This is a genomic window from Cellvibrio sp. OA-2007 (assembly GCF_000953825.1).
Lineage (GTDB): Bacteria > Pseudomonadota > Gammaproteobacteria > Pseudomonadales > Cellvibrionaceae > Cellvibrio.
In genome coordinates, this window is record NZ_BBUL01000089.1 from 61,962 (window position 1) to 85,343 (window position 23,382).

Annotated in this window: 22 protein-coding genes; 12 read left to right on the top strand and 10 right to left on the bottom strand. The window is 48.6% G+C overall.

Annotated features, from left to right (window positions below):
* The gene (locus AWU77_RS10240; RefSeq protein ID WP_062062764.1) at nt 1-1,383 is read right to left on the bottom strand and encodes a sodium-dependent transporter; all 1,383 of its coding nucleotides are present in this window, start codon (nt 1,381-1,383) and stop codon (nt 1-3) included.
* Between the two features lie 252 nt (nt 1,384-1,635).
* Here AWU77_RS10240 and smpB point away from each other — a divergent pair, with 252 nt between their 5' ends.
* Nucleotides 1,636-2,121 (top strand): SsrA-binding protein SmpB, encoded by a 486-nt coding sequence (smpB, locus tag AWU77_RS10245; protein WP_062062767.1) that lies wholly within the window; start codon nt 1,636-1,638, stop codon nt 2,119-2,121.
* A gap of 81 nt (nt 2,122-2,202) precedes the next feature.
* On the opposite strand, the gene AWU77_RS10250 is transcribed toward smpB, so the two are convergent.
* Both AWU77_RS10250 and tkt read right to left on the bottom strand, forming a co-directional pair.
* Nucleotides 2,203-3,375, bottom strand: coding sequence for a phosphoglycerate kinase (locus AWU77_RS10250; protein ID WP_062062771.1), 1,173 nt, complete (start codon nt 3,373-3,375; stop codon nt 2,203-2,205).
* Nucleotides 3,376-3,506: 131 nt separating this feature from the next.
* Nucleotides 3,507-5,510, bottom strand: coding sequence for a transketolase (gene tkt, locus AWU77_RS10255; RefSeq protein ID WP_062062780.1), 2,004 nt, complete (start codon nt 5,508-5,510; stop codon nt 3,507-3,509).
* Between the two features lie 441 nt (nt 5,511-5,951).
* Here tkt and AWU77_RS10265 point away from each other — a divergent pair, with 441 nt between their 5' ends.
* From AWU77_RS10265 to metF, 4 genes are all read left to right on the top strand, one after another.
* Nucleotides 5,952-6,977, top strand: a complete 1,026-nt coding sequence (locus AWU77_RS10265; protein ID WP_062062788.1) for a metalloregulator ArsR/SmtB family transcription factor — start codon at nt 5,952-5,954, stop codon at nt 6,975-6,977.
* Nucleotides 6,978-7,000: 23 nt separating this feature from the next.
* Entirely contained in the window at nt 7,001-8,155 is a 1,155-nt protein-coding gene (metK, locus tag AWU77_RS10270) for a methionine adenosyltransferase (RefSeq protein WP_062062791.1), read from the top strand.
* Nucleotides 8,156-8,314: 159 nt separating this feature from the next.
* Entirely contained in the window at nt 8,315-9,685 is a 1,371-nt protein-coding gene (gene ahcY, locus AWU77_RS10275) for an adenosylhomocysteinase (protein WP_062062800.1), read from the top strand.
* A 194-nt stretch (nt 9,686-9,879) separates the two neighbouring features.
* Nucleotides 9,880-10,728: a methylenetetrahydrofolate reductase [NAD(P)H] gene (gene metF / locus AWU77_RS10280; RefSeq protein ID WP_062062806.1), complete on the top strand. Its 849-nt coding sequence runs from the start codon at nt 9,880-9,882 to the stop codon at nt 10,726-10,728.
* A gap of 125 nt (nt 10,729-10,853) precedes the next feature.
* Here metF and rph read toward each other — a convergent pair whose 3' ends face one another.
* Nucleotides 10,854-11,573: a ribonuclease PH gene (gene rph, locus AWU77_RS10285; RefSeq protein ID WP_062062812.1), complete on the bottom strand. Its 720-nt coding sequence runs from the start codon at nt 11,571-11,573 to the stop codon at nt 10,854-10,856.
* 136 nt (nt 11,574-11,709) lie between these two features.
* Here rph and AWU77_RS10290 point away from each other — a divergent pair, with 136 nt between their 5' ends.
* From AWU77_RS10290 to AWU77_RS10305, 4 genes are all read left to right on the top strand, one after another.
* Nucleotides 11,710-12,579 carry a YicC/YloC family endoribonuclease gene (locus AWU77_RS10290; protein WP_062062817.1) on the top strand — a complete coding sequence of 290 codons (870 nt, stop codon included), beginning with the start codon at nt 11,710-11,712 and terminating at the stop codon, nt 12,577-12,579.
* Nucleotides 12,580-12,643: 64 nt separating this feature from the next.
* Complete coding sequence (locus AWU77_RS10295; protein WP_062062824.1) at nt 12,644-14,416, top strand: ATP-binding protein; 1,773 nt, start codon at nt 12,644-12,646, stop codon at nt 14,414-14,416.
* 248 nt (nt 14,417-14,664) lie between these two features.
* The gene (locus tag AWU77_RS10300) at nt 14,665-15,138 is read left to right on the top strand and encodes a transcriptional regulator (protein ID WP_152625328.1); all 474 of its coding nucleotides are present in this window, start codon (nt 14,665-14,667) and stop codon (nt 15,136-15,138) included.
* The gene (locus tag AWU77_RS10305) at nt 15,135-15,992 is read left to right on the top strand and encodes a nucleotidyl transferase AbiEii/AbiGii toxin family protein (RefSeq protein ID WP_062062832.1); all 858 of its coding nucleotides are present in this window, start codon (nt 15,135-15,137) and stop codon (nt 15,990-15,992) included. Before AWU77_RS10300 ends, AWU77_RS10305 begins: the two co-directional genes overlap by 4 nt.
* A 171-nt stretch (nt 15,993-16,163) precedes the next feature.
* Here AWU77_RS10305 and AWU77_RS10310 read toward each other — a convergent pair whose 3' ends face one another.
* From AWU77_RS10310 to AWU77_RS10335, 6 genes are all read right to left on the bottom strand, one after another.
* Nucleotides 16,164-16,760, bottom strand: coding sequence for a YceI family protein (locus tag AWU77_RS10310; protein ID WP_062062835.1), 597 nt, complete (start codon nt 16,758-16,760; stop codon nt 16,164-16,166).
* A gap of 58 nt (nt 16,761-16,818) precedes the next feature.
* A complete protein-coding gene (locus AWU77_RS10315; RefSeq protein WP_062062840.1) occupies nt 16,819-17,373 on the bottom strand; it encodes a cytochrome b in 555 nt (184 codons plus the stop codon).
* 284 nt (nt 17,374-17,657) lie between these two features.
* A complete protein-coding gene (locus AWU77_RS10320; protein WP_062062847.1) occupies nt 17,658-18,062 on the bottom strand; it encodes an acyl-CoA thioesterase in 405 nt (134 codons plus the stop codon).
* A gap of 40 nt (nt 18,063-18,102) precedes the next feature.
* Nucleotides 18,103-19,476 carry a TRAP transporter large permease subunit gene (locus AWU77_RS10325; protein ID WP_062062852.1) on the bottom strand — a complete coding sequence of 458 codons (1,374 nt, stop codon included), beginning with the start codon at nt 19,474-19,476 and terminating at the stop codon, nt 18,103-18,105.
* On the bottom strand, nt 19,470-20,036 hold the full coding sequence (locus AWU77_RS10330) for a TRAP transporter small permease subunit (RefSeq protein WP_062062857.1): 567 nt from the start codon (nt 20,034-20,036) through the stop codon (nt 19,470-19,472). The genes AWU77_RS10325 and AWU77_RS10330 overlap by 7 nt, the downstream gene beginning before the upstream one ends.
* Nucleotides 20,037-20,136: 100 nt before the next feature.
* Nucleotides 20,137-21,408, bottom strand: coding sequence for a M48 family metalloprotease (locus AWU77_RS10335; protein ID WP_062062864.1), 1,272 nt, complete (start codon nt 21,406-21,408; stop codon nt 20,137-20,139).
* A gap of 75 nt (nt 21,409-21,483) precedes the next feature.
* Between AWU77_RS10335 and AWU77_RS10340 the strand changes: the two genes are divergently transcribed.
* The 3 genes from AWU77_RS10340 to AWU77_RS10350 all read left to right on the top strand — a co-directional run bounded on the left by AWU77_RS10340 (nt 21,484) and on the right by AWU77_RS10350 (nt 23,357).
* Complete coding sequence (locus AWU77_RS10340; RefSeq protein ID WP_152625329.1) at nt 21,484-21,972, top strand: DUF4265 domain-containing protein; 489 nt, start codon at nt 21,484-21,486, stop codon at nt 21,970-21,972.
* Between the two features lie 35 nt (nt 21,973-22,007).
* Nucleotides 22,008-22,784, top strand: a complete 777-nt coding sequence (gene yaaA, locus AWU77_RS10345; RefSeq protein WP_062062872.1) for a peroxide stress protein YaaA — start codon at nt 22,008-22,010, stop codon at nt 22,782-22,784.
* A 183-nt stretch (nt 22,785-22,967) separates the two neighbouring features.
* Nucleotides 22,968-23,357 carry a TfoX/Sxy family protein gene (locus AWU77_RS10350; protein ID WP_062062877.1) on the top strand — a complete coding sequence of 130 codons (390 nt, stop codon included), beginning with the start codon at nt 22,968-22,970 and terminating at the stop codon, nt 23,355-23,357.
* The last annotated feature ends 25 nt before the right edge of the window (nt 23,358-23,382 follow it).

The following is a 23,382-nucleotide window of genomic DNA, read 5'->3' on the forward strand; positions in this document are numbered from 1 at the left end:
TTACTCCACAAACACCTTGCGCAATACCGGAAAAATCCCGTTGATCAAGATCACCAACACCGCCACGGGGGAGATATAACGCAAAATCGGCCGCCAGACTTTTAACAGCAGCGAGGATTCAAATTTTAATTCATGCAGCAAGTGTTCATCGCGCAGTTTCCAGCCGACAAACAGCGCGATCAACATGCCACCGAGGGGCAACATAATATTGGTGGCGATAAAATCCATGCTGTCGAAATAGGATTTGCCCCACAGGAATTGTTTATCGGACCAATCATTAAACGACCAGACCGAACCCAGCCCCAGCAGCCAAGCAATCACACCCAGCAGCACACTCGCACCTATCCGGCTCAGACCAAAACGCTCGTTGAGATAGGCTACCCCAGGCTCCAGCAGCGAAATCGTTGAGGTCCACGCGGCGAGCATTACCATCACAAAAAATACCGAGCCAATCACCAAACCCGCGCTCATATTGCCAAAAGCAACTGGCAGGGTGACAAACATCAAACCCGGGCCACTGCCGACTGCGATGCCCGGAGTGGCAAATACCAAGGCAAAAATCGCGACCCCCGCGACCAGTGCAACTAGAGTGTCGAGCAGCGCGACCAACATCACCGTCTTGCCCACCGATTGAGTACTCGGCATATAAGCGCCGTAGGCCATGATCGCACCCATGCCCAAACTCAGGGTAAAAAACGAGTGCCCCATGGCGGTCAGCGCGGATTCCCAGGAGACATCCTCAATGTTAAAACTGAACATAAAACGCAGCGAGGTTACGAACTCGCCCTCAACCATCGCATAACCGAGCAGTATCAACAGCAGCACAAACAACAGCGGCATCATCCAGCGCACCGAGGCCTCCAGCCCGCGTGTCACACCCAAGGCCAGAATGGTCACGGTCATCAAGGTGAAAATGGTGTGCCATTGCAGCATTTTGCTATTGTCGGCCAGCAGGCCATCAAACAGCGCTTGCGATGTCTCGCCGGTCAGCCCGGCAAATTTACCGCTCAGGGCAGATTGCACATACTCCAGCGTCCAACCGGCGATCACGGTGTAGAACGACAAAATCACCAAACCGGCGAGTGCACCCATCCAGCCAATCACCGTCCAACCTTTGCTGGCGCCCGAGGTTTCGCACAATTCAGCGGTCGCCATAATCGGATTGGCGCGGGCGCGGCGCCCCATCAAAATTTCCGCCATCATGATCGGAATACCAATCACCGCAATCCACAGCAGATACATCAACACAAACGCACCGCCGCCGTTCTCGCCGGTGATGTAGGGAAACTTCCAAATATTGCCCAGCCCTACCGCCGAGCCGGTCGCGGCCAGAATAAAACTGCCGCGCAATCCCCAAATAGTATGTTGCTTCAGTGGCTTCACGCGCTGCTCCTCTGTTGAGCCTCAATAGCGAGGTAATTATTCTTAGCCAAGCACAGATCGCACCAAACATAGCGCGCAACAATGACTTACAAAATGACGTTCAAGATTGACCAAATGGCCGTTGATATTGAATTGTACCTAGATTGCCCCAAGGGTATAAGCCCACACACCACCCTATATCAAGACAGGGCGTGGACTTTGCCGATATAATGCCCGCCCGTTTGATGACACACCCTGAGTAGCTACAAGTTCATGGCCAAAAAAGCGCAAAAAAACCAAGGCAATACCATTGCCCTCAATAAAAAAGCCAAATTCGATTACGAATTACACGATCGTTTTGAAGCGGGCGTAGCCTTTCTCGGCTGGGAAATTAAGAGCATGCGCGCCGGCAAAGCCAATATCACCGATTGCTACGTGATCTTCAAAAACAATGAAGCCTGGCTGCAAGCTGCACAGATTCAACCGCTGGTGAGCGCTTCAACGCATTTTGTCACCGACCCTTTCCGCAACCGCAAATTGCTGCTCAACCGCCGCGAAATTAATCGCCTGCAAGAAGCAGTCAATCAAAAAGGCTACACCGTGGTGCCCACCGCACTCTATTGGAAAGATCATTTGATCAAATTAGAGATCGCCATCGCCAAGGGTAAGCAATTACACGACAAACGCGAAACCGAAAAAGAGCGCGACTGGGCGCGGGACAAACAGCGCTTGTTTCAAACCGCAAGCAAACGCGATTAATATTTCGCCTTTCTTATCGATAAAAAAAATGCCGGTACTTTTCAGCACCGGCATTTTTTTATGCGGCAAGAAACTAACGAATTAGCCTTTTGCGCGCTCTTCCAAAATCGCAACTGCAGGCAATACTTTGCCTTCTACGAATTCAAGGAAGGCACCACCGCCGGTAGATACGTAAGAAATTTGATCGGCCAAATTCCACTTGTCGATTGCGGCCAATGTATCGCCACCACCGGCAACCGAGAAAGCTTCGCTCGCAGCGATTGCGCGGGAAATCACTTCAGTGCCCTGTGCAAACGCATCAAATTCAAACACGCCACATGGGCCGTTCCACAACACGGTTTTTGCGTTTTTGATGATCTCGGCAACACGCGCAGCCGTTTCCGGGCCGTAGTCGATAATTTCTTCGTCAGCCGCAATTTCGCTTGGCTTTTTCACCGTCGCAACGGAATTGTGACTCCACTCTTTGAAACCTTCTTTGGTCACACGTACATCGGTTGCGTAAACCACTTCAGTGGTTTTGCACAAGCGCTGCGCTTCGGGGATCAAATCTTTTTCGTACAGCGAGTTGCCTACTTCAAAACCGGCAGCAGCTACGAAAGTGTTGGAGATACCACCACCAACAACCAGAATATCAGCGATTTTTGACAATGCGTCCAACACGCTCAACTTGGTCGATACTTTTGAACCACCAACGATAGCCACCAGCGGGCGCGCTGGGTTATCCAATACTTTTGCCAAGGCATCCAACTCACCTGCCAGCAATGGGCCAGCGCAAGCGATAGGAGCAAATTTCGCAACACCGTGAGTCGATGCCTGCGCGCGGTGCGCGGTGCCAAATGCGTCCATTACAAACACATCGCACAAGGCTGCCATTTTTTTGCTCAGCTCATCAGAATTCTTGCCTTCGCCCACATTAAAGCGCACATTTTCCAGCAACACCAAATCGCCTTGGTCGGCAAAACCATCCACCCAATCTTTCACCAGCGGTACATTGCGACCCAATTTCTCGCTCAAGTATTTTGCAACCGGCGCCAGCGAAGCCGCCTCGTCATAAACACCTTCATCAGGGCGACCAAGATGCGACATCACCATTACTTTTGCACCAGCAGCTAATGCCGCTTGAATGGTGGGAATAGATGCGTCGATACGCACCGCAGACGTGATGCGGCCATCCTCCAACGGCACGTTCAGATCCTGACGAATCAATACACGTTTGCCAGCGAGATCCTGGTCTTTCATTAATTTTACAGTCATGGCTTTACTCCGAATAAAAACCTAATGCCTTTAGTGAATTCTCCAGCTCTGCTTTTTGTCTTTTTAAAACCGATAAAAGTGCAAAGCGATAAAACAAAACACCCGACTCGCGCCGGGTGTTTTTGCTGAACTTAGTCTTCCAACAATTCTTCAACAGTGCTGACGATGTTATCAACAGTGAAGCCGAAGTGTTCGAGCAGTTTGTTGCCTGGCGCTGATTCACCGAAGGTGGTCATGCCGATGATGCGGCCATCAAAGCCTACGTATTTGTACCAGTAATCAGCGTGTGCAGTTTCTACTGCAACGCGCGCGGTAACATTGCTTGGCAATACGGATTCTTTGTAGGCGGCGTCTTGTTGATCAAACACAGAAGTAGAAGGCATAGATACAACACGCACGTTTTTACCTTTTGCTTTCAGCGCTTCAGCGGCTTTCACAGTCACGCCAACTTCTGAACCTGTGGCGATCAAAATTGCTTCTGGCTCGCCCACTGAATCAACCAACACATAACCACCTTTGGCGATGTCGGCGACTTGTGCTTCGCTACGCGCGAAGAAATCCAGATTTTGACGGCTGAATACCAAGGCCGCAGGGCCATCTTTACGCTCAACCGCAGACTTCCACGCAACAACAGATTCGGTGCTGTCCGCCGGGCGCCAGGTTTCCAAGTTTGGAGTCAAACGCAGAGTGCCGAGCACTTCGATTGGTTGGTGAGTCGGGCCGTCTTCGCCTTGACCGATTGAGTCGTGGGTGTACACAAACACGTTGCGCAATTTCATCAGCGCCGACATACGCACCGCGTTTGCCGCATATTGTTGGAACATCAGGAAGGTTGCACCGTAGGGGATGAAACCGCCGTGTGCCGATACACCGTTCATGATCGCGCTCATACCAAATTCGCGCACACCGTAGTACACATAGTTACCGCTTGCATCGCCCGCTTCAACGCCTTTGGATTTTTTCACCAGCGTGAGGTTGGAACCAGCGAGGTCAGCGGAGCCGCCAAGAATTTCTGGCAACCACTCAACAAACGATGCGATGGTGTTTTGCGATGCTTTACGGCTCGCAATTTTTTCGCCTTTAGCTTGAGTCTCAGCAATCAAAGCTTCTGCTTTTGCAGCGAAGTCTGCAGGCAAATCGCCTTTCACTACGCGGCGATCAAATTCAGCGGCGAGTTCTGGATAAGCAGCTTGATAAGCGGCAAATTTTTCGCCCCAGGATTTTTCTGCCGCAGCGCCTTTGGCTTTAGCATCCCAACCTTCGTACACATCAGCTGGAACCACAAATGGCTCGTATTCCCAGTTCAGGGTTTTACGCACCAATGCCACTTCTTCCAGGCCGAGTGGTGAGCCGTGGCAATCGTGCGACGCTTGTTTGTTAGGTGAACCGAAACCAATGATGGTTTTGGTGATGATCAGCGTCGGTCTGCTGGTTTCAGCGCGTGCGGTTTCGATGGCAGTTTTGATCTCTACTGCATCATGACCATCAACTGAACGAATCACTTGCCAGCCGTAGGCTTCAAAACGCTTAGCGGTGTCATCGGTAAACCAGCCTTCAACATGGCCGTCGATTGAAATGCCGTTGTCATCGTAGAAAGCAATCAGCTTGCCCAAGCCCAAGGTACCGGCCAGAGAACAAGCTTCGTGTGAAACACCTTCCATCATGCAGCCATCACCGAGGAAGCAGTAAGTGAAGTGATCAACCAAATCATGGCCGTCGCGGTTGAATTGCGCCGCAAGAACTTTTTCTGCCAGCGCCATACCGACGGCGTTAGCGATACCCTGGCCTAATGGGCCAGTGGTGGTTTCAACACCTGGGGTATAACCGCGCTCCGGGTGGCCCGGGGTGTTGGAATGCAATTGACGGAATTGCTGCAGGTCTTCCATTGAAACCGCATAGCCGCTCAGGTGCAGCAAGGAGTAAATCAGCATGGAGCCGTGGCCGTTAGACAATACAAAACGGTCGCGGTCAGCCCAGTTGGGATTTTGTGGGTTGTGTTTTAAAAAGTCATTCCACAGAACTTCGGCGATATCCGCCATGCCCATAGGGGCGCCCGGGTGGCCTGAGTTAGCTTTTTGAACGGCGTCCATGGAGAGGACACGGATTGCATTGGCAAGATGTTGACGAGTTGGCATGAAACTCAAGGCTCCTTACGTATAAGTTGATTGCTGTTGTAGGTGGGCGCTTTCGCACCTGAACCGATTAAAGTCAGGGCGCCCTGGGGTTGCAAAGCACTAATGGGCAATTGCCACTTATTTACCGGCCTCTGATGGGCTTTTGTGTCGTTGGGTTCCAGCCGCCGTCGCTGGGAGTGAATACATTCACGATCACAATCAAATGCATCCACTGACAAAATGGGCAGGCATTTTCGCCCAGCAGGCGCTGGCCGTAAAGAAATAACCGTCTGAATCGCCAGATTTAGCGAGATTTGATCAATAAAGCTGGCGCTACAGAGCGAAAAAACACCCATTCAGAACAAATCCTAACAAAAAAGCCTAAAACCTATATCAAAATATTTTGATATAGGTTTTTTTGGCTGCTAGACTGCACACCACTCACAGCCAATTGATTAAACAATGAACCAATCCCTGCAAGACCACTCCGATGCACTGCCAGTCCTGACCGATATGGTCGAACTGGAAACGCCGCTCAGCCCACTGGCCAACCTGCTAAAAGCGGCTGGTGATCCGCTGCGGCTGGAGATATTGCGGGTGCTCAGCCAGGATTCGTTTGGCGTGCTGGAGCTGTGCCGCATCTTCAATGCCAAACAATCGGGCATGAGCCATCACCTGAAAGTGTTAACCAGCGCTGGCTTGTTGAGTTCACGCCGCGAAGCGAATTCGATTTTTTATCGCCGCGCCTATTTAGCGCCCGATCATGCACTCGCCGCATTACAGCAACAATTATTTGCGACGGTGGATACATTGCCGATTGCCGAGCACTTGCGCGAGCCGATCCGCGAATTGCAATTGGAGCGCAGCCAAGCCGCACAAGCATTTTTTAGCGAGAACGCCGATAAATTTCGCGCGCAGCAAGATTTAATCGCCAGCTATCCGGTGTACGCCGAGCAGATGACCCAACTACTCAACAACACAGTGCTGCGCGATAAAAATCTCGCGTTGGAAATCGGCCCAGGTGAAGGTGAATTTTTAGCAGTGCTTGCGCAGCAATTTAATCAAGTGATCGCACTCGATAACGCCGCCAATATGCTCGACAAAGCGCGCGCCTTTGCCAGCGAAAAAAGTCTGCGCAATATCGAATTTATTTTGGGCGATACCCAAAGCCTGCCCGAACACAAAGTATTGGCCGATTGTATTTTGGTGAATATGGTGTTGCACCACACCCCCTCACCCGCCGATATTTTTCAGGATTTAAGCAATGCCTTAGCACCGGGCGGTGCGTTGCTGATCTGCGATCTCTGTCGCCACGAACAAGCTTGGGCACGCGAGGCTTGCGGCGATTTATGGCAAGGCTTTGAACCACAGGATTTTTCCCGCTGGGCGCAAGCAGCAAAACTCGACGAAGGCCAGAGTGTGTATTTCGCTTTGCGCAACGGCTTCCAAATTCAATTGCGACAATTTTTTAAACCAACGAATTTTTAATTTTTATTTGCAAGGAAAAAACCATGTCTGAATATTCCGTTTTTACCTCTGAGTCGGTTTCCGAAGGTCACCCGGATAAACTCGCCGATCAGATTTCTGATGCCGTGCTCGATGCAATTATAAAAGATGACCCCAACGCACGTGTTGCGGTTGAGACGCTAGTAAAAACCGGCATGGCAATTGTCGCCGGTGAAGTGCGCACCTCTACTTATGTTGATCTGGAAGATTTGATCCGCCAGGTTATTCTCGACATTGGTTATGACTCAAGTGATGTCGGTTTTGATGGCGCTAGCTGCGCAGTATTAAATGCAATCGGCAAACAATCGTCCGACATCGCCATGGGTGTGGATGAAGGTGATGAAAAAGATTTAGGCGCGGGCGACCAAGGTTTGATGTTTGGTTTTGCTACTAACGAAACCTCCGTATTAATGCCCGCTCCGATTTTTTATGCACACCGTTTGGTAGAAAAACAAGCTGAGCTGCGCAAAAACGGCGCTCTGCCCTGGTTGCGCCCTGATGCAAAAAGCCAAGTCACTCTGCGCTACGAAAACGGCAAGCCAGTGGCGGTAGATGCGGTGGTACTCTCAACCCAACACAGCCCTAGCGTTCACCAAAGTGAAATTCACGATGCAGTGCGCGAGCTGATTATTAAACAAGTTTTACCAGCGGAGTGGCTGCACAAAGACACCAAGTACCACATCAACCCCACCGGCCAATTTATTATCGGCGGCCCAGTGGGCGATTGCGGCTTAACCGGCCGCAAAATTATCGTGGACACCTACGGCGGTATGGCGCGTCACGGCGGCGGCGCCTTCTCTGGTAAAGATCCATCTAAAGTAGACCGCTCTGCCGCTTACGCTGGCCGTTACGTTGCCAAAAATATTGTCGCAGCGGGTTTGGCGGACAAATGTGAAATTCAAGTGAGCTACGCGATTGGCGTTGCTGAACCCACATCAATTTCAATCAACACTTTTGGCACCGGCAAAATTTCTGACGATGCGATCATTAATTTAGTGCGCGAGAATTTTGATTTGCGCCCACGCGGCCTGATTCAAATGCTGGATTTGAAACGCCCGATCTATCGCCAAACTGCGGCCTACGGTCACTTTGGTCGCGAGCTTCCCGATTTCACTTGGGAAAAAACCGATAAGGCTGATGCGCTGAAAAAAGTGCTTTAATTTTTATACACTGATTAAAATTAGTTACATATCCGTCGTCATCCTCGCGTAGCGGGGATCCAGCAGTTGATTAGATTTTTATAAGAGCTGGATTCCCGCTGCGCGAGAATGACGTAAATAAAAACAACGAAAAATTTCGTTGAATGAAAGGAAAAAATTATGAGCTTCACCGACTATAAAGTTGCCGATATGTCCCTCGCTAACTGGGGCCGCAAAGAAATTGAAATCGCCGAAGGTGAAATGCCTGCACTCATGGCGCTGCGTCGCAAATATGCCGCGAGTAAACCACTGGCCGATGCAAAAATTATCGGTTGCATTCACATGACCATTCAAACTGCGGTATTGATTGAAACGCTGGTGGATTTGGGCGCAGAAGTGCGCTGGTCATCGTGCAATATTTTCTCTACGCAAGATCACGCCGCTGCCGCTATCGCCGCTGCGGGCATTCCAGTTTTTGCCTGGAAAGGTGAAACCGAAGAAGAATTCTGGTGGTGTATCGAGCAGACCATCAATAAAGATGGCAAGCCTTGGGATGCCAATATGATTCTCGATGACGGCGGCGATGTAACCCAAATCGTGCACGAAAAATATCCACAGATGCTCGACAAAATTCACGGCATCTCTGAAGAAACCACCACCGGTGTGCATCGCCTGCTCGACATGTTGAAAAAAGGCCAATTAAAAGTGCCAGCAATCAACGTAAACGATGCGGTAACCAAAAGTAAAAACGACAACAAATACGGTTGCCGTCACAGCCTGAGCGATGCGATCAAGCGCGGTACTGACCATTTGTTAATGGGCAAAAAAGCCTTGGTTGTCGGTTACGGTGATGTGGGTAAAGGCTCCGCAGCATCACTGCGCCAAGAGGGTATGATTGTAAAAATTACCGAGATAGATCCAATCTGCGCCATGCAAGCCTGTATGGATGGTTTTGAAGTAGTGTCGCCTTACAATGACGGCATCAACACCGGCAAATACGAAGACATCAATCACATCGTATTGGGCACTACTGATTTGGTGGTCACCACCACCGGTAACGTCAACGTGTGTGACTCCGCTATGTTGCGCGCATTAAAGAAAAGCGCCGTGGTATGTAACATCGGCCACTTCGATAGCGAAATCGACACTGCATTTATGCGCAAAAATTGGGAGTGGGAAGAAGTTAAACCACAAGTGCATAAAATCTATCGCGACAAAGCGACCAATGATCATTTGATTCTGTTGTCAGAAGGTCGCCTGGTAAACCTCGGCAATGCAACTGGTCACCCATCACGCATTATGGATGGCTCCTTCGCCAACCAAGTACTGGCACAAATGTATTTGTACGAACGCAAATTTGCCGATTTGCCTGCGGAACAAAAAGCCGAGCATTTGTATGTGCGTGTACTGCCGAAAAAACTCGACGAAGAAGTCGCTAAAGATATGGTGGAAGGTTTTGGTGGTGTAATCACCAAACTCACCGCGCAACAGGCAGAATATATTGGTGTGGAAGTAGAAGGCCCATTTAAACCAGAATCTTACAAGTATTAATTGATGCGGATTGTGGCAGCTCATGTAGGTTGGGGTGAGGAACGAACCCCAACATGCCAAACTCTCCACACACGATAAAGTCAATTCAAATAACCGAATCGACCTTATCGTTTTAACCGTATTTATTCTCGTTAATTGTGTTGGGGTTCGTTCCTCACCCCAACCTACTAGAGCACTTTTTTTGAGATAAAAAGATGAACGACTCACAACCGCGTTTAAGTTTTGAATTCTTTCCGCCTAAAACGCCGGAAGGAAAAGAAAAACTCATCAAAGTACGCAACGAATTAAATCAGTTTGCGCCGGACTTTTTTTCGGTCACCTATGGCGCTGGCGGCTCAACTCGCGACAACACCAAAGGCATAGTCACCCAATTTAAAAACGATGGCATCAGCATAGCGCCGCACCTGTCTTTTGGTGGTGATGATGAAGACACCATCAAAACCTTAATTCAGGAATACAAAGATGCGGGCGTCGATCGCATTGTTGCATTGCGCGGCGATATGCCCTCTGGTGTGGGCGGCTCTTATCAATTGGTGTACGCCAATGAGCTAGTGGCGTTTATTCGCAAACATTTTGGCGAGCATTTTCATTTGGAAGTAGCAGCCTATCCGGAAATTCATCCGCAAGCAAAAAGCTACAGCGATGATATTCGCTATTTGAAAGGCAAGTTTGATGCGGGCGCTAACAGCGCGATCACGCAATACTTTTTCAATCCGGATTCGTATTTTTATTTTGTCGATCAATGCCAAAAAGCGGGCATCACCCAACCGATTTACCCCGGCATTATGCCGATCATTAACTACAAAAATTTAACCCGTTTTTCCGATGCCTGCGGCGCCGAAATTCCGCGCTGGTTGCGCAAAGCGCTGGAAAATTACGGCGATGATGAAGCCAGCTTAAAAGCCTTCGGCGTAGAGTTGGTGACAGAACTGTGTGAAGTCATGCTGGATAATGAAGCGCCCGGTTTGCATTTTTACACCATGAACCAAACCGAGCCGACCGCACAGATTGTGAAAAATTTGGGGTTGATTCCAAACGAATAAATTCCGTTTTGAATCCCTCCCCAGCCCTCCCTTTTTCAAAGGGAGGGAGTTGAAATTCACTCCGCAAATAGTTCTGGGTGAATTTAATTCCCCCCTTTGAAAAAGGGGGCCAGGGGGATTAAAAATTATTCAGCCAACGCCTGCTGCTGCAATTCATTCAACTGGACAATACCCTTCTTCGCCAAACTCAACATGGCTGCAAATTCTGCTTCGGTAAATGGCTCAGCTTCGGCAGTGCCTTGAATTTCGATAATGCCGCCGTCATTGCCCATCACCACATTCATATCGGTATCGGCAGAAGAGTCTTCGGGATAATCCAAATCCAATACCGGTACGCCTTGATAAATGCCCACCGAGATAGACGCAATCGCACGCTTAAGCGGTTCACCCGTAACCTTACCTTGCGCCTTCAAAAAGCTAATCGCATCCGCCAGCGCAACCCATGCACCGGTGATAGATGCGGTGCGAGTGCCGCCATCGGCCTGAATAACGTCACAATCGATATGTATGGTGTTTTCGCCTAACGCGGTCAAATCAACCGCGGCGCGCAGTGAGCGGCCAATTAAACGCTGAATCTCCACCGTGCGACCTTGCTGTTTGCCGCGCGCGGCTTCACGATCCATACGGGTGCCCGTGGAGCGCGGTAGCATGCCGTATTCGGCGGTGAGCCAGCCCTGCCCTTGGCCACGCAAAAAAGGTGGAACAGAATTGACCACACTCGCGGTGCAGATGACTTTGGTGTCGCCAAACTCTACCAACACCGAACCTTCGGCGTGTTTGGTATAGCGACGAGTGATACGAATAGGACGTAATTGATCGGGGTTGCGACCGCTGGGACGTTGCATAAAAGGAATCCTTACTGCTGGAAATGGATCTGCGGGAAGGTGTGATACCATCCCAATCTATTGATAAATGTTAATTTGCGAGGGAACTCTACCAGCTCTAGCGCGTAGACGTAACCGCCAATATTGAGGAGTATTTATGCCACGTAGTATGACTGGATTTGCCCGTCGTGAAGCCAAACTCCCCTGGGGGACACTGGTGTGGGAAATCCGCAGTGTGAACCATCGCTACCTCGAACCCAGTTTCCGCCTGCCGGAAGACTTCCGCGAAATTGAACCCCACCTGCGCGACGCCATGCGCAAAGCCCTGCAGCGCGGCAAAGTAGAAGCCAGCCTGAGCGTGCAATGGGAGCAAGAAGGCGAAGCAGAAATGGGCGTTAACCTCGCCAAAGTCGCCCAGCTCACCAAAGCCACGCAACAAATTAACGGATTGCTCGGCACTGCCGCCGCACCGGTGAATGCGTTGGATATTTTGCGCTGGCCGGGTGTGTTGCAAAAACAAGAATTGGATCGTGAAGCTCTACACAAAGCCGCTCTGGAATTATTTGATCTCGCCATTGAAGGATTAATTGAACACCGCTCGCGCGAAGGCGCAGAGTTAGAACAACTGATCATTAATCGTTTAGATAACGTTTCAGTGCAAGTCGCCGATGTACGCGCCCGCATGCCGGAAATCCTCGCTGCACAACGCGAAAAACTGCACGTCAAACTCGCCGCATTACAAATCGATCTTGACCCGGAACGCCTAGAACAAGAAATCGTCCTGCTCGCACACAAAGCCGATGTCGATGAAGAATTAGATCGTTTGGACACGCACGTGATCGAAGTAAAACGCAGCCTGAAACAAACCGATTCCCTCGGCCGCCGGTTAGATTTTTTAATGCAGGAATTAAATCGCGAAGCCAATACCCTCTCATCAAAATCGATAGTGAGTGAAACGACACAAGCAGCGGTTGAATTGAAGGTGTTGATTGAGCAGATGAGAGAACAGATTCAGAATATTGAGTAGCACCTTCGGGTTGATTCCTCCTCTACGCTTTTCACTGTGTAATTAATTAGAATGGAAATTCTTGATGACGATCAAAAAATTATACATTGAGAATGTTCGCGGTATTCGTCAACTAACGATTGAAGATCCAATTCTTAAAAACCGGCCAACGATACTAGTCGCACCAAATGGATTTGGTAAAACTTCAATTGCAACAGCATTTAAATCGGCTATCGAAAAAACATCAATACAGATCAGAGATGAGGATCGCTACAAACACAATCCATTAGCTAAAGCAAAAATTGAACTGACTCACGAAGAGAATCAAGTCGCATCAGTTTTTAAAGTGGAAGAAAAAGCCCATTCCAATGATATCCGCAAACACTTCGATATAAACGTCATATGTGACTTAAGAATAATAAAAGCTACCACACCATGGACACCGACTGGTCAAGCAAAGCCCAAAGGTAAATCGGCTATCGAACCAATAACTATATGCCCCATCACAAGAAAAAAGCCAAGCCCATTTACAAAAACAATGTTTCATGCGGAGATGGGAAAGCACAAAGGCGTATTACCAGATATTAATGCTGAAATTTTTGGGTGTCGTGACTTTGTTATGAGAGCTGTTGATTTTATCGAACATGCCAATGCTATTTTGGCGCAAAATAAGTATAAAAAGATTGAAAATATTAAAAATCAACTAACATCCCATACTGGTACAACTGAAGACGCAGTATCGAGCATTTCAAGCCAAATTGAAGCATTGGCTGGTGAGGATGGCTATCGTCAGTTATTTGAAATCATTCAAAAAACAACCCTCATCCGAAGCGCTCATTCTTTCCTTGCAATTTGGCAGATATTGACGCTACTTAAAACCTCATCAGAATCATTGATAGATCATTTGCAATGGCGTCGTTACTCAGAAATAAAGAAATCTCTAGAAGACGGTCTTAAAAAGCTATCTTTAAGTTCATGGAAAGCACCATCCACCAAAGAAACCAAGGGAAGTTTAGTTGTTGAGCTGCCCGATCCCACTTATATTTCAAATGGTCAACGTGATATTTTGGTACTGCTATCTCTGCTTCACATAGCTAGATACAACGCCACAAAATCAAAATCAATTCTGATCATAGATGAAGTTTTTGATTATCTGGATGATGCAAATATCACCGTAGCTCAATATTACCTATCGCAACTTATCGAGGACTACAATCAACAAGGAAGGTCAATTTATGTACTTCTACTTACTCATCTCAACCCGTCATTTTTCAGAAATTATGTTTTTAGTACTCAAAAAGTTGTTTATCTCGATAATGGCGCCACATATAAAGCCACTAACGCCATGAAGAAGCTTCTAAATGCTCGTAAAGACGATAAATACACGCAAGACTTAAAGAGTCAGATAGCTAAATATTTAGTCCATTATCATATCGATCAATATGATTTTTCGCAGGAGTTGGCAGTTGTTTCTGGAACAAAATCAAGCTGGGGGAAAGCTGGAAAATTTCAGGAGTTCATACATGATGAGTATAAAAAATATTACAACGATCAACCGTATGACCCGTTAGCGATTTGTGCAATCACAAGGCGCAGGATAGAAGAAAAAGCATTTACACAAATTTCCAAAACCTTGGATGCCAATAAATTTTTCACGACGCATATGACTGCACCGAAACTAGATTTTGCGACGCAACAAGGTGCAGTTGTCCCAGAAAGCCATTATCTATTGAGGGTGATTTTTGATGATGGGCTTCATTGGAATGAGGGCAGGGATAACATGATTCCGATTGTTGCAAAACTGTCACACCCAATTATAAAAAGCATGATCACAGAAGCAGTAGGAGAGCCTAGTTAATTCCGCAAGAGCCCTCCTAATCTCATCGCTGTACCCCTATAAATTCAGCTTTGATAATCGCACACATGAGAGTAACCTATGCATATTGCATTAATTACATAGACTTGTCTCACATGATACCCCTTCAGCCTCACGCCACCCTAGACAAAGGAAAGGTTCACCCGACTAGCGACCTTATTAGCCGCCTTGGGCTAAGCCATGCCCAAGCTTTTAGGGTGCTGCAACGGTGGCAGCAAGAGGGGGTTGTGGTGAAGGTTGGACGTGGGCTCTACCAGTTGGCGGAAGACAACCAGCACCAGAACCCTTGGCTCGCTGCGCAGTATCTGGTGCCTAATGGGGTGATCTGCCTTGTATCGGCGCTGGCTTTTCACGAGTTGGGCACTCAATCACCACCAGCGGTATGGATGGCGGTTGCAAGCAATGCCTGGCGCAAGCAAAGCGATTATCCGCCCCTTGAGTGGGTTCATATGGGAGAAGAGGCGCTAAACAATGGAGTGGAGGTGCATGCGGTTGAAGGCGGTGAGTTGCGCGTGTTCTCCATAGAAAAAACCATCGCGGATTGCTTTAAGTTCCGTAACCGTGTTGGGCTGGATGTCGCGCTGGAAGCTTTGAGAGATGCTTGGGCCAGCAACCGACTGGATCTTACCGAGCTGGACGCAATGGCCAAAATTTGCAGGGTGCAGAAGGTGCTAAAGCCTTATGTTGAGGCATTGATCGTATGACGAAAAATATTGGCAATCTGGCTGCTTCCATTCGGCAAAAGCTACTCAATTTTTCCAAGGCGCACAACGAACCCTTTCAACAGGTGTTAGTCAATTTTGCACTTGAACGGTTGCTCTACCGACTCTCCATTTCCAGCTATTCTGATCGATTCGTGCTTAAAGGTGCGTTGCTGTTCAGGCTCTGGTTTGATTTGCCACAGCGTCCTACGCGGGATATAGATTTCCTTGGTTTCGGTGACGCCGACCCAGAACAAATCAAAATTATTTTTGCGCAACTGATAGAGATCGATGTCCAAGACGGTCTGATTTTTTCAGCTGATTCCATCACCGCAGAACCGATTAGAAAAGCTGCGGGCTATCCAGGTATTCGCGTTCAATTACAAGCGAGCGTGGATAACGCTCGGATACCCATCCAATGCGATATTGGGTTTGGTGATGCGATAACGCCCTCAGCTGTCTCCAGCGAATTTCCAACACTATTGGATCTACCTGCGCCTGTATTGCGCGTCTATCCATTAGAGACAGTGGTAGCAGAAAAGCTGGAAGCGATGGTTAAATTGGCCAGTTTCAATACCCGCTTGAAAGATTATTTTGATTTGTGGGTGTTATCGACCGCGGAACAAATCGACCATGCTGTTTTACCGAAGGCAATTGCCGCTACCTTCGAGCGACGGCAAACATCCTTACCCGCTACAATCCCGGTCGGGCTCACGGGAAGTTACGCAACCGAAAAGGCTCACCAGTGGAATGCGTTTTTAAAGCGAAGTCATCTTCACGCGCCGCCTCTAGCTGAAGTCGTTAAAGAATTGGCAGCTATTTATTTGCCGTTGTTGGAAAAATCTAATCGCCATTAATTTGGTGGCAGAAGTGGTGGCAGGAAGACCATATTCGGGCAATTAACCTTACTTAATTAATTGATTTATATGAATTTATTAAATACACACAACAAACAAATTCAGAACATCGAATAAATTCCCAATAAAAAAGGAGGCAATCGCCTCCTTTTTTATCACTTTAAAAAAATATTACTTCTTAATACCTTCTACTTCCAGCGCCAACTCCACGGTTTGCGATGCTGGGCCCAGATCCATTTTTACGTTGAAGTCTTTCAGGTTGATGGTGGTTTCGCCGGAGAAGCCAGCGCGGTAGCCGCCCCATGGGTCTTTGCCTTCACCTACTTTATCGACTGCGATAGTCACGCTTTTGGTAACACCATTCAGGGTGAGATCACCAACAATATCGAACTCGTCTTTACTCTCACCCACTAGAATTTTAGTACTGGTAAACGTGGCTTTAGGAAATTTTTCTACGTTTAAAAAATCTGGGCTGCGCAAATGTTTGTCGCGCTCAGCATGGTTGGAATTTACGCTGCCGGTGTCGATAGATACGTTAACCGTGCTCGCTTCAGGCTTGGCGGGATCGTAAGTAAAATCGCCAGAGAAGGTGTCAAAGCGGCCGGTCAATACACTGTAGCCCAAATGTTTTATAGCAAAATTAATGGAGGCGTGTGCGCCCTTGGTATCAATAACATAAGTATCAGCCAAGGTTGGCAAACTCATGAAACCAATACTACTCAGCGTTACCGCGAGCAAAGATTTTTTAAGTAGGGATTGTTTTAACATAAATGAACTCCTTTGAGATTAACCAGCGTGGTGAAAAATAAATATTCATTTTTTTGCATCAATCAGATTTTTTTACCGGTTTTAGCATTCGCACCAAGGTGCGATCGCGAATAATAAAATGATGGAACAAGGCGCCTAGCACATGCAATGCAACCAGTAGGACAATGCCCCAGGCAAAATATTCATGTAGCTCGCCAGCGAGATCGACATTTTGTGAACTCAATTCAATCAATACCGGAAAATGAATGAGATTAAACATACTGGCCGGTTGGCCTTCGGCGGTAGTAATTAAATAGCCGCTAATTAATACCACAAAGATAAAACCGTAAAGCCCGAGTTTAACCAGTTTTGCCGCGAGGTTCTGTACTCGTTTGGCAGAAAGCTCAACCGGTGTTGGATTAACTATGCGCCAAACAACACGCAGCAACATTAACAGCAGCACAACCAAACCTAAGCTGATATGTAATTCAGGGCCTTTGTGATACCAGTCATCGTAGTAGCCCAAATCCACCATGTAGATGCCAAGGCCAAACAAAAATAAAATTAATATCGCACTGATCCAATGAATCGCGATAGACACTAAACCGTAGCCGCTGCGGGAATCCTTCAACATGCATCGCCTCTGAATTAAAAATATAAATGAACGCAATCGACTGCGCTCTGGACAAGGTGAACGAACCATAGCAGCAATGCGTATAAATTACAGTAGCGCTCAAGTCTAACGCGACGGAGATGAAAAAACCGAACACCGGAAGTAAAGAAAGGTTTAATAGAATATTTTTTTATTTTTCAGCGGCTTATAAAAAATAATGGCGTTTCTGTGCCAGCCGCACAAAACCAACCAATCTACTTTTTCGTTGCTTATGATCAATTTTTCAGTCGCTTTAACAGGCGACATTAAACAGAGATGGAGGGGTTATTTAATACAGGTCGCTTGTGCCCCTGCTCATCCAGCGCGACGTAAACATACTCGCCCTGGGTGACTTGAATGATTTGATGGGTGAGAAAATCTTTAATCCACACTTCGACTTTGACGCGTATCGATGTATTGCCGATACGCAAGGTACTGGTGTAACAACTGATAATGGCGCCTACCGGCACCGGCCGCATAAACACCATGCTCCCTACCGCTACTGTAGTCACCCTCCCTTGCGACACTTCATTGGCATGGATCGCGCCAGCGAGATCCATCTGTGCCATGACCCAGCCGCCGAAAATATCACCAAAGGGATTGGTATCGGCGGGCATGGTGATGGTTTGCAGGGCGATAGTGCCGGTGGGGGTAGCGTTAAACGTTTGCATAAGCTAATTCCAAAAGGCGGATTAAGCTCAGAGTATAGACCTACATCTGCTCCGGCAACCAAGTCACCAACCCCGGCCACAGGGCCATAGCGCAGAGCACCAATAATTGCAGGGCGATAAAGGGAATCACGCCGCGATATATCTCACTGGTTTTAATGCTCGCGGGCGCTACGCCGCGCAAATAAAACAGGGCAAAACCAAACGGAGGGGTGAGGAATGAGGTTTGTAAATTGACGGCGATCATAATGCCCAGCCAGATTGGATCCACCCCCATGGCGAGCAATACTGGGCCGACAATGGGCACCACTACAAAAATAATTTCGATAAAATCGAGAATAAAACCCAGCACAAACATCACCAGCATAACGAGCAATACAGCAGTGAAAACACCACCGGGCAACTGACTGAAAAAGCTGTGCACTAACTCTTCACCGCCGAAGCCGCGAAACACTAATGAGAACAGTGATGCGCCGATTAATATCATAAAAATCATGGCGCTAATTTGCAGGGTTGAGCGAGAGACTTCACGCAAGCGTTTAAGACAAAATTGTTTTTTGCTGATAGCTAATAAACAAGCACCCAAAGCGCCGACACCGGCGGCCTCTGTTGGTGTTGCCGCACCAATTAAAATGGAACCAAGCACCAAGCCAATTAATAACAAAACCGGCAGCAAGCTCAGCAATACTTTTACAAAAGATACTTGTTGCTCGTCATCGTTGATCACCACACGCGGAATAATATGCGGGCGGAAAAACGCGGTGAAAAAAACATAGAGCATATAGAGTGCAACCAGCAACAAACCGGGCACTAAGGCGGCAACAAATAAATCGCCAACGGAAATCGTTTTTGGGTTAAACACACCGAGTTTTAATTGCGCTTGTTGATACGCACTCGACAACACATCGCCCAGCAATACCAATGCAATTGAGGGCGGAATAATTTGCCCGAGAGTTCCGGTTGCACAAATAGTGCCGCAAGCAAAACTGGGCGCGTAGCCGCGTTTGATCATCAGCGGCAGCGACATCAAACCCATAGTCACCACGGTTGCGCCAACAATGCCGGTGCTCGCTGCCAACATGGCGCCAACGGCAATCACTGAAATACCCAAACCGCCCGGCAAACGCCCACAGGCTTTGGCCATATTTTCTAACAGATCTTCTGCAAGGCGCGATTTTTCCAACACCGTACCCATAAATACAAACAGCGGCACGGCAACTAGCGTGTAGTTGTTCATGATGCCGTACAGGCGCGAGGGAAAACTTTTTAATAAATTTGGATCAAAAACACCGCCAACAATGCCCATACCGGCACATGCCAGAGCAACGCCACCGAGGGTAAACGCAACGGGATAACCCAGCATTAGAAAAATACAAATGGCGGCAAACATAAACAGCGGAATCAATTCAATTAGCATGATGATTCCTCCTGCGCAACAAACTCACTCTCAGGAATTATATTCATCAATAGCAACAAACTGCGCAGCAATTCGGCGATGGCTTGCAAACTCACACTCAGCGCCATCAGTGGCAGTAAACTTTTTAACAAATACACACCGCCCATGCCCCCGGAATTTGCCGAGCCTTCGTTTATTCGCCAACTTTCCTGCACAAATTCCCAGCTGCCCCAGCCGATAAAAATCATTAGCGGCAAGGTAAACAACAAACTGCCCAATACATCCACCCAGGCGCGTTTACGCACTGACATGCGGCGATAAACAATATCGACCCGCACATGTCCGCCGCGCTTTAGGGTGTAAGCCGCGCCCAGCATAAACACCAGCGCATGCATATAAGTGACTGACTCTTGCAGGGCGATGGAGCCTATGCCCAACAGATGACGCAAGCCAACCACTATGCAGGCGATGATCACCATAATGCCGGTGAGCCAAGCCGTGGTATTGCCAGTGAATTCGGCGATGGCATCGAGCCAGCGAAGCAGAAAAAATGAGGACGCAGGTGCTGAGGTGTGATTCATGAGTTAGATTTTTTATCAGAATGGTGTGGCGGCGATTATACGTAACGCCATAATCGCCGCCGTGTTTTTATTGTTGTGTTACAGGTTGCCAGGCAAAAACTTACTGCAATTTACCCAACTTGCCCTTCGCCGCTTCGCCAATATCACCACCGCCTTGCGCAGCTTGCTGGTAATACTGTGCCGCTTGCGCGCGGTTGCCTTTGGCCATGTTGACCTCACCTAAATAGTAAGCCGCAATTTGAGTGGGCAAATAACGCTGGCTCACCAGCAGATCTTTTTCTGCCATGTCGTTTTTACCCAACTGGCTATAGGCGATTCCGCGAAACACATAGGGTTTAAAATACTGCGGATTGGCTTGCACGGCGCGATCCAGCGCGGCTACTGCGTCGCTGGTTTTATCCTGCTGCAATAACAACTGACCTTTCATCTCCCAGAATAAATTTTCTTTCGGCTGTTGGGCGATAGATTGTTCGACATAACTCATCGCATCAATATATTTTTTCTCTCCCGCCAGTTTTTGCGCTTTTTGATAATTGGCGTAGGCTTTCTTGTCTTTGCTCACTTGCGCCATAGCACGCTGAAACGCTTCTTTGTTGCGCACACCACCGGGATATTTAACTGCATTAGCGCGGTTGCGTGCGACACGCTCCTGTGAGGGGGGATGGCTGGCAAACAGGCCTTCGATAAACCCGGAATTACGCCCTTCCGATAACTTCACAAAGATTTCCTGCAATTCAACGGCGGCTTGTGCATCGTAACCGGCTTTGGCCATGTACTTCATACCCACTTCGTCGGATTGCAACTCGTGGTCGCGACCGTATTTGGCTTGCCATGCCTGTGAGCCCACCGCCAAAGCGCCCACTCCCAAAGCACCGTACTCGGGTTTTTTCTCGGCAATCGCCACACCGGCAATCAACACACCCGCACCCATCAATACATTTTGGGTTTGCTGTTGCGCACCGTGGCGCGCGGCGGCGTGCACAATTTCGTGCCCCATCACTGCCGCCAGCTGGGCCTCATCTTGCAGGTACACCAATAGGCCACGGTTGATGGCGAGTTTGCCGCCGGGCATCGCCCAAGCATTGGGCACATCGTTATTGAGCACCACAAATTCGTAAGGCAGATCGGGGCGATCACTCACTGCGGCGAGTTTTTTGCCCACCCGCTGTACATAGGCGGTTAGGCCTGGGTCAACTACATATTGGCCGCCCTGGGATTGCTGCGCGGGCACATAGTTTTGCGCGCCGGTCGCCACCTCTTGCTCGGGCGACATCAGTGAGATCTGGCTTTTGCCAGTCACCGGGTTAACCACACAGCCAGTCAGCGACCATGCCAGCACACTGACGGCGAGAATCGGGGAAAGTATTTTCATAGTAAGACTCCTTGAGACAGAGGCGGGTATAATGCCACATCTTTTACCACACGATTTTTAATACAAGGTGAATCCCTGCCAATGAAATCCCTGCAAGTGATCGAACTCTTTGCCGGTATCGGCGCCGATGGCAAGCCGATTGTCGAACAACTCCATGTGCGCGAGCTGGAAGATGGCAACTTCCAACTGGTGCAATCGCCCGCCTTTGCCAAGGGTTTAGCCAGTGGCGATGTGGTCAAAATGCTGCCCGATACCCGCGAGTTTGATTTGGTTCAGCGCAGCGGCAATCTGAGTGTGCGTGTCTTCAGCCGCAACGATATTCAAGCGCTGGGCGATGTGCTCACCGCCGAATTGGAAAAACTCGGCGGTGAACTGGACCGCGAGACACCGCGTATGTTGGTTTACTCCATCCACGTGAGCTGCGGCTTCAGTGCGATTGAAAACATACTCAACGAATTTGTCGGCCGCGACGGCCAAAGCGCCTGGATGTACGGCAATGTCTACGACCCAACCGACGGCGAAACACCGCTCAACTGGTGGCTGGATCTGCTTAAACCTGAATAATCTTTTCACTCCGCTGCTGGTATCGACTCTCGCTTATGTTGCATCTCATTTCGCCTGCAAAAACCCTGGATTTTGAAACGCCACCCAAAACCGCCGAATTCACCCAGCCGCAATTCCTCGACCATTCGCAGGAATTGATTAACGACCTGCGCCAGCTCACGCCGCCGCAGGTGTCCAAGCTGATGTCGATCAGCGAAAAACTGGGTGAACTAAATGCCCAGCGTTTTCTGGAATGGCAATTACCCTTTACGCCAAGCAATGCCAAACAAGCCGTACTAGCCTTTAAAGGCGATGTGTATACCGGTATGGAGGCTGACAAATTCTCCAAAGCCAATTTCACCTTTGCGCAACAACACTTACGTATTCTCTCGGGTTTATACGGTTTATTGCGTCCGCTCGATTTAATCCAACCTTATCGATTAGAAATGGGCACCAGCTTCGCCAATGCGCGCGGCAAAAACCTGTATCACTTCTGGGGCGATATCATCACCGAGCAACTCAATAAGGAGTTGGATACGCAACAAGAGCGGGTAGTGGTGAACCTCGCGTCTAACGAATACTGGAGTGCAGTGAACACTAAAAAGCTACACGCCGAAGTAATTACGCCGGTGTTCAAAGATTGCAAAAACGGTCAGTACAAGATCATCAGCTTTTTTGCCAAAAAAGCGCGCGGCATGATGAGTGCCTTCATCATCCACAACAAGCTGAAAAAAGCCGAGCAGATCAAAGGCTTTGATACGGCGGGCTACCGCTACGACGAGGCCAGCTCATCGCCAAAAGAGTGGGTGTTTTTACGGGATGAAATGCACTGAGCAGCAGCCTAATCGCAATATAAATAAAAATTTTCAGCAGCAACCTTCATATAGTTAAAAACTCAACTATCCTCATTTTGGCATCGAAAACGGTCTTAACAGACCGTTGCAAATGGATGCGCAGCTCCCTACAGTTTTGGGGGTTTTGAAGAACAAATAATAGCCACGATAGGAAATCGCCCGATGAACCTCAGCCATGCGTATCTCGATCGCATTATCGCCCGCTTGTCGCAAGTGGCCGAGGTTTCCTACCGCCGGATTTTTAACGGTGTCGGGCTCTATTATCGCGGCGTACAGTTCGCCATTATCATCAACGATCACCTCTACCTTCGTGCCGACGAACACTCGCGCCCGCTCTACCAACAAAAAGGTATGACCGCCTTCCAACCGCGCGCCGCCGTCAATGTTGAATCCTGCTTTTTTGAATTGCCCAATGAAGTGCTCGATCACCCCGCCGAACTCCGCTATTGGCTACGCATTGCGGTAGAAGCCGCACAAATTGGCGATTTCCGCGACGACGAAACTACCCTCGACACCCCCATCCGCCATCTGCAGGCTCGCGCAAATTATTAAAGCTGGTCTAGGCTAAAAGGATAAT

Coding starts and splice junctions, on each gene's coding strand:
- metK (WP_062062791.1), top strand. CDS start 7,001: ATGTCTGAATATTCCGTTTTTACCTCTGAGTCGGTTTCCGAAGGTCAC.
- AWU77_RS10310 (WP_062062835.1), bottom strand. CDS start 16,760: ATGTTAAAACAATCCCTACTTAAAAAATCTTTGCTCGCGGTAACGCTG.
- AWU77_RS10325 (WP_062062852.1), bottom strand. CDS start 19,476: ATGCTAATTGAATTGATTCCGCTGTTTATGTTTGCCGCCATTTGTATT.
- AWU77_RS10290 (WP_062062817.1), top strand. CDS start 11,710: ATGCCACGTAGTATGACTGGATTTGCCCGTCGTGAAGCCAAACTCCCC.
- tkt (WP_062062780.1), bottom strand. CDS start 5,510: ATGCCAACTCGTCAACATCTTGCCAATGCAATCCGTGTCCTCTCCATG.
- AWU77_RS10305 (WP_062062832.1), top strand. CDS start 15,135: ATGACGAAAAATATTGGCAATCTGGCTGCTTCCATTCGGCAAAAGCTA.
- AWU77_RS10330 (WP_062062857.1), bottom strand. CDS start 20,036: ATGAATCACACCTCAGCACCTGCGTCCTCATTTTTTCTGCTTCGCTGG.
- AWU77_RS10335 (WP_062062864.1), bottom strand. CDS start 21,408: ATGAAAATACTTTCCCCGATTCTCGCCGTCAGTGTGCTGGCATGGTCG.
- smpB (WP_062062767.1), top strand. CDS start 1,636: ATGGCCAAAAAAGCGCAAAAAAACCAAGGCAATACCATTGCCCTCAAT.
- AWU77_RS10350 (WP_062062877.1), top strand. CDS start 22,968: ATGAACCTCAGCCATGCGTATCTCGATCGCATTATCGCCCGCTTGTCG.
- rph (WP_062062812.1), bottom strand. CDS start 11,573: ATGCAACGTCCCAGCGGTCGCAACCCCGATCAATTACGTCCTATTCGT.
- AWU77_RS10265 (WP_062062788.1), top strand. CDS start 5,952: ATGAACCAATCCCTGCAAGACCACTCCGATGCACTGCCAGTCCTGACC.
- metF (WP_062062806.1), top strand. CDS start 9,880: ATGAACGACTCACAACCGCGTTTAAGTTTTGAATTCTTTCCGCCTAAA.
- ahcY (WP_062062800.1), top strand. CDS start 8,315: ATGAGCTTCACCGACTATAAAGTTGCCGATATGTCCCTCGCTAACTGG.
- AWU77_RS10250 (WP_062062771.1), bottom strand. CDS start 3,375: ATGACTGTAAAATTAATGAAAGACCAGGATCTCGCTGGCAAACGTGTA.
- yaaA (WP_062062872.1), top strand. CDS start 22,008: ATGTTGCATCTCATTTCGCCTGCAAAAACCCTGGATTTTGAAACGCCA.
- AWU77_RS10315 (WP_062062840.1), bottom strand. CDS start 17,373: ATGTTGAAGGATTCCCGCAGCGGCTACGGTTTAGTGTCTATCGCGATT.
- AWU77_RS10295 (WP_062062824.1), top strand. CDS start 12,644: ATGACGATCAAAAAATTATACATTGAGAATGTTCGCGGTATTCGTCAA.
- AWU77_RS10320 (WP_062062847.1), bottom strand. CDS start 18,062: ATGCAAACGTTTAACGCTACCCCCACCGGCACTATCGCCCTGCAAACC.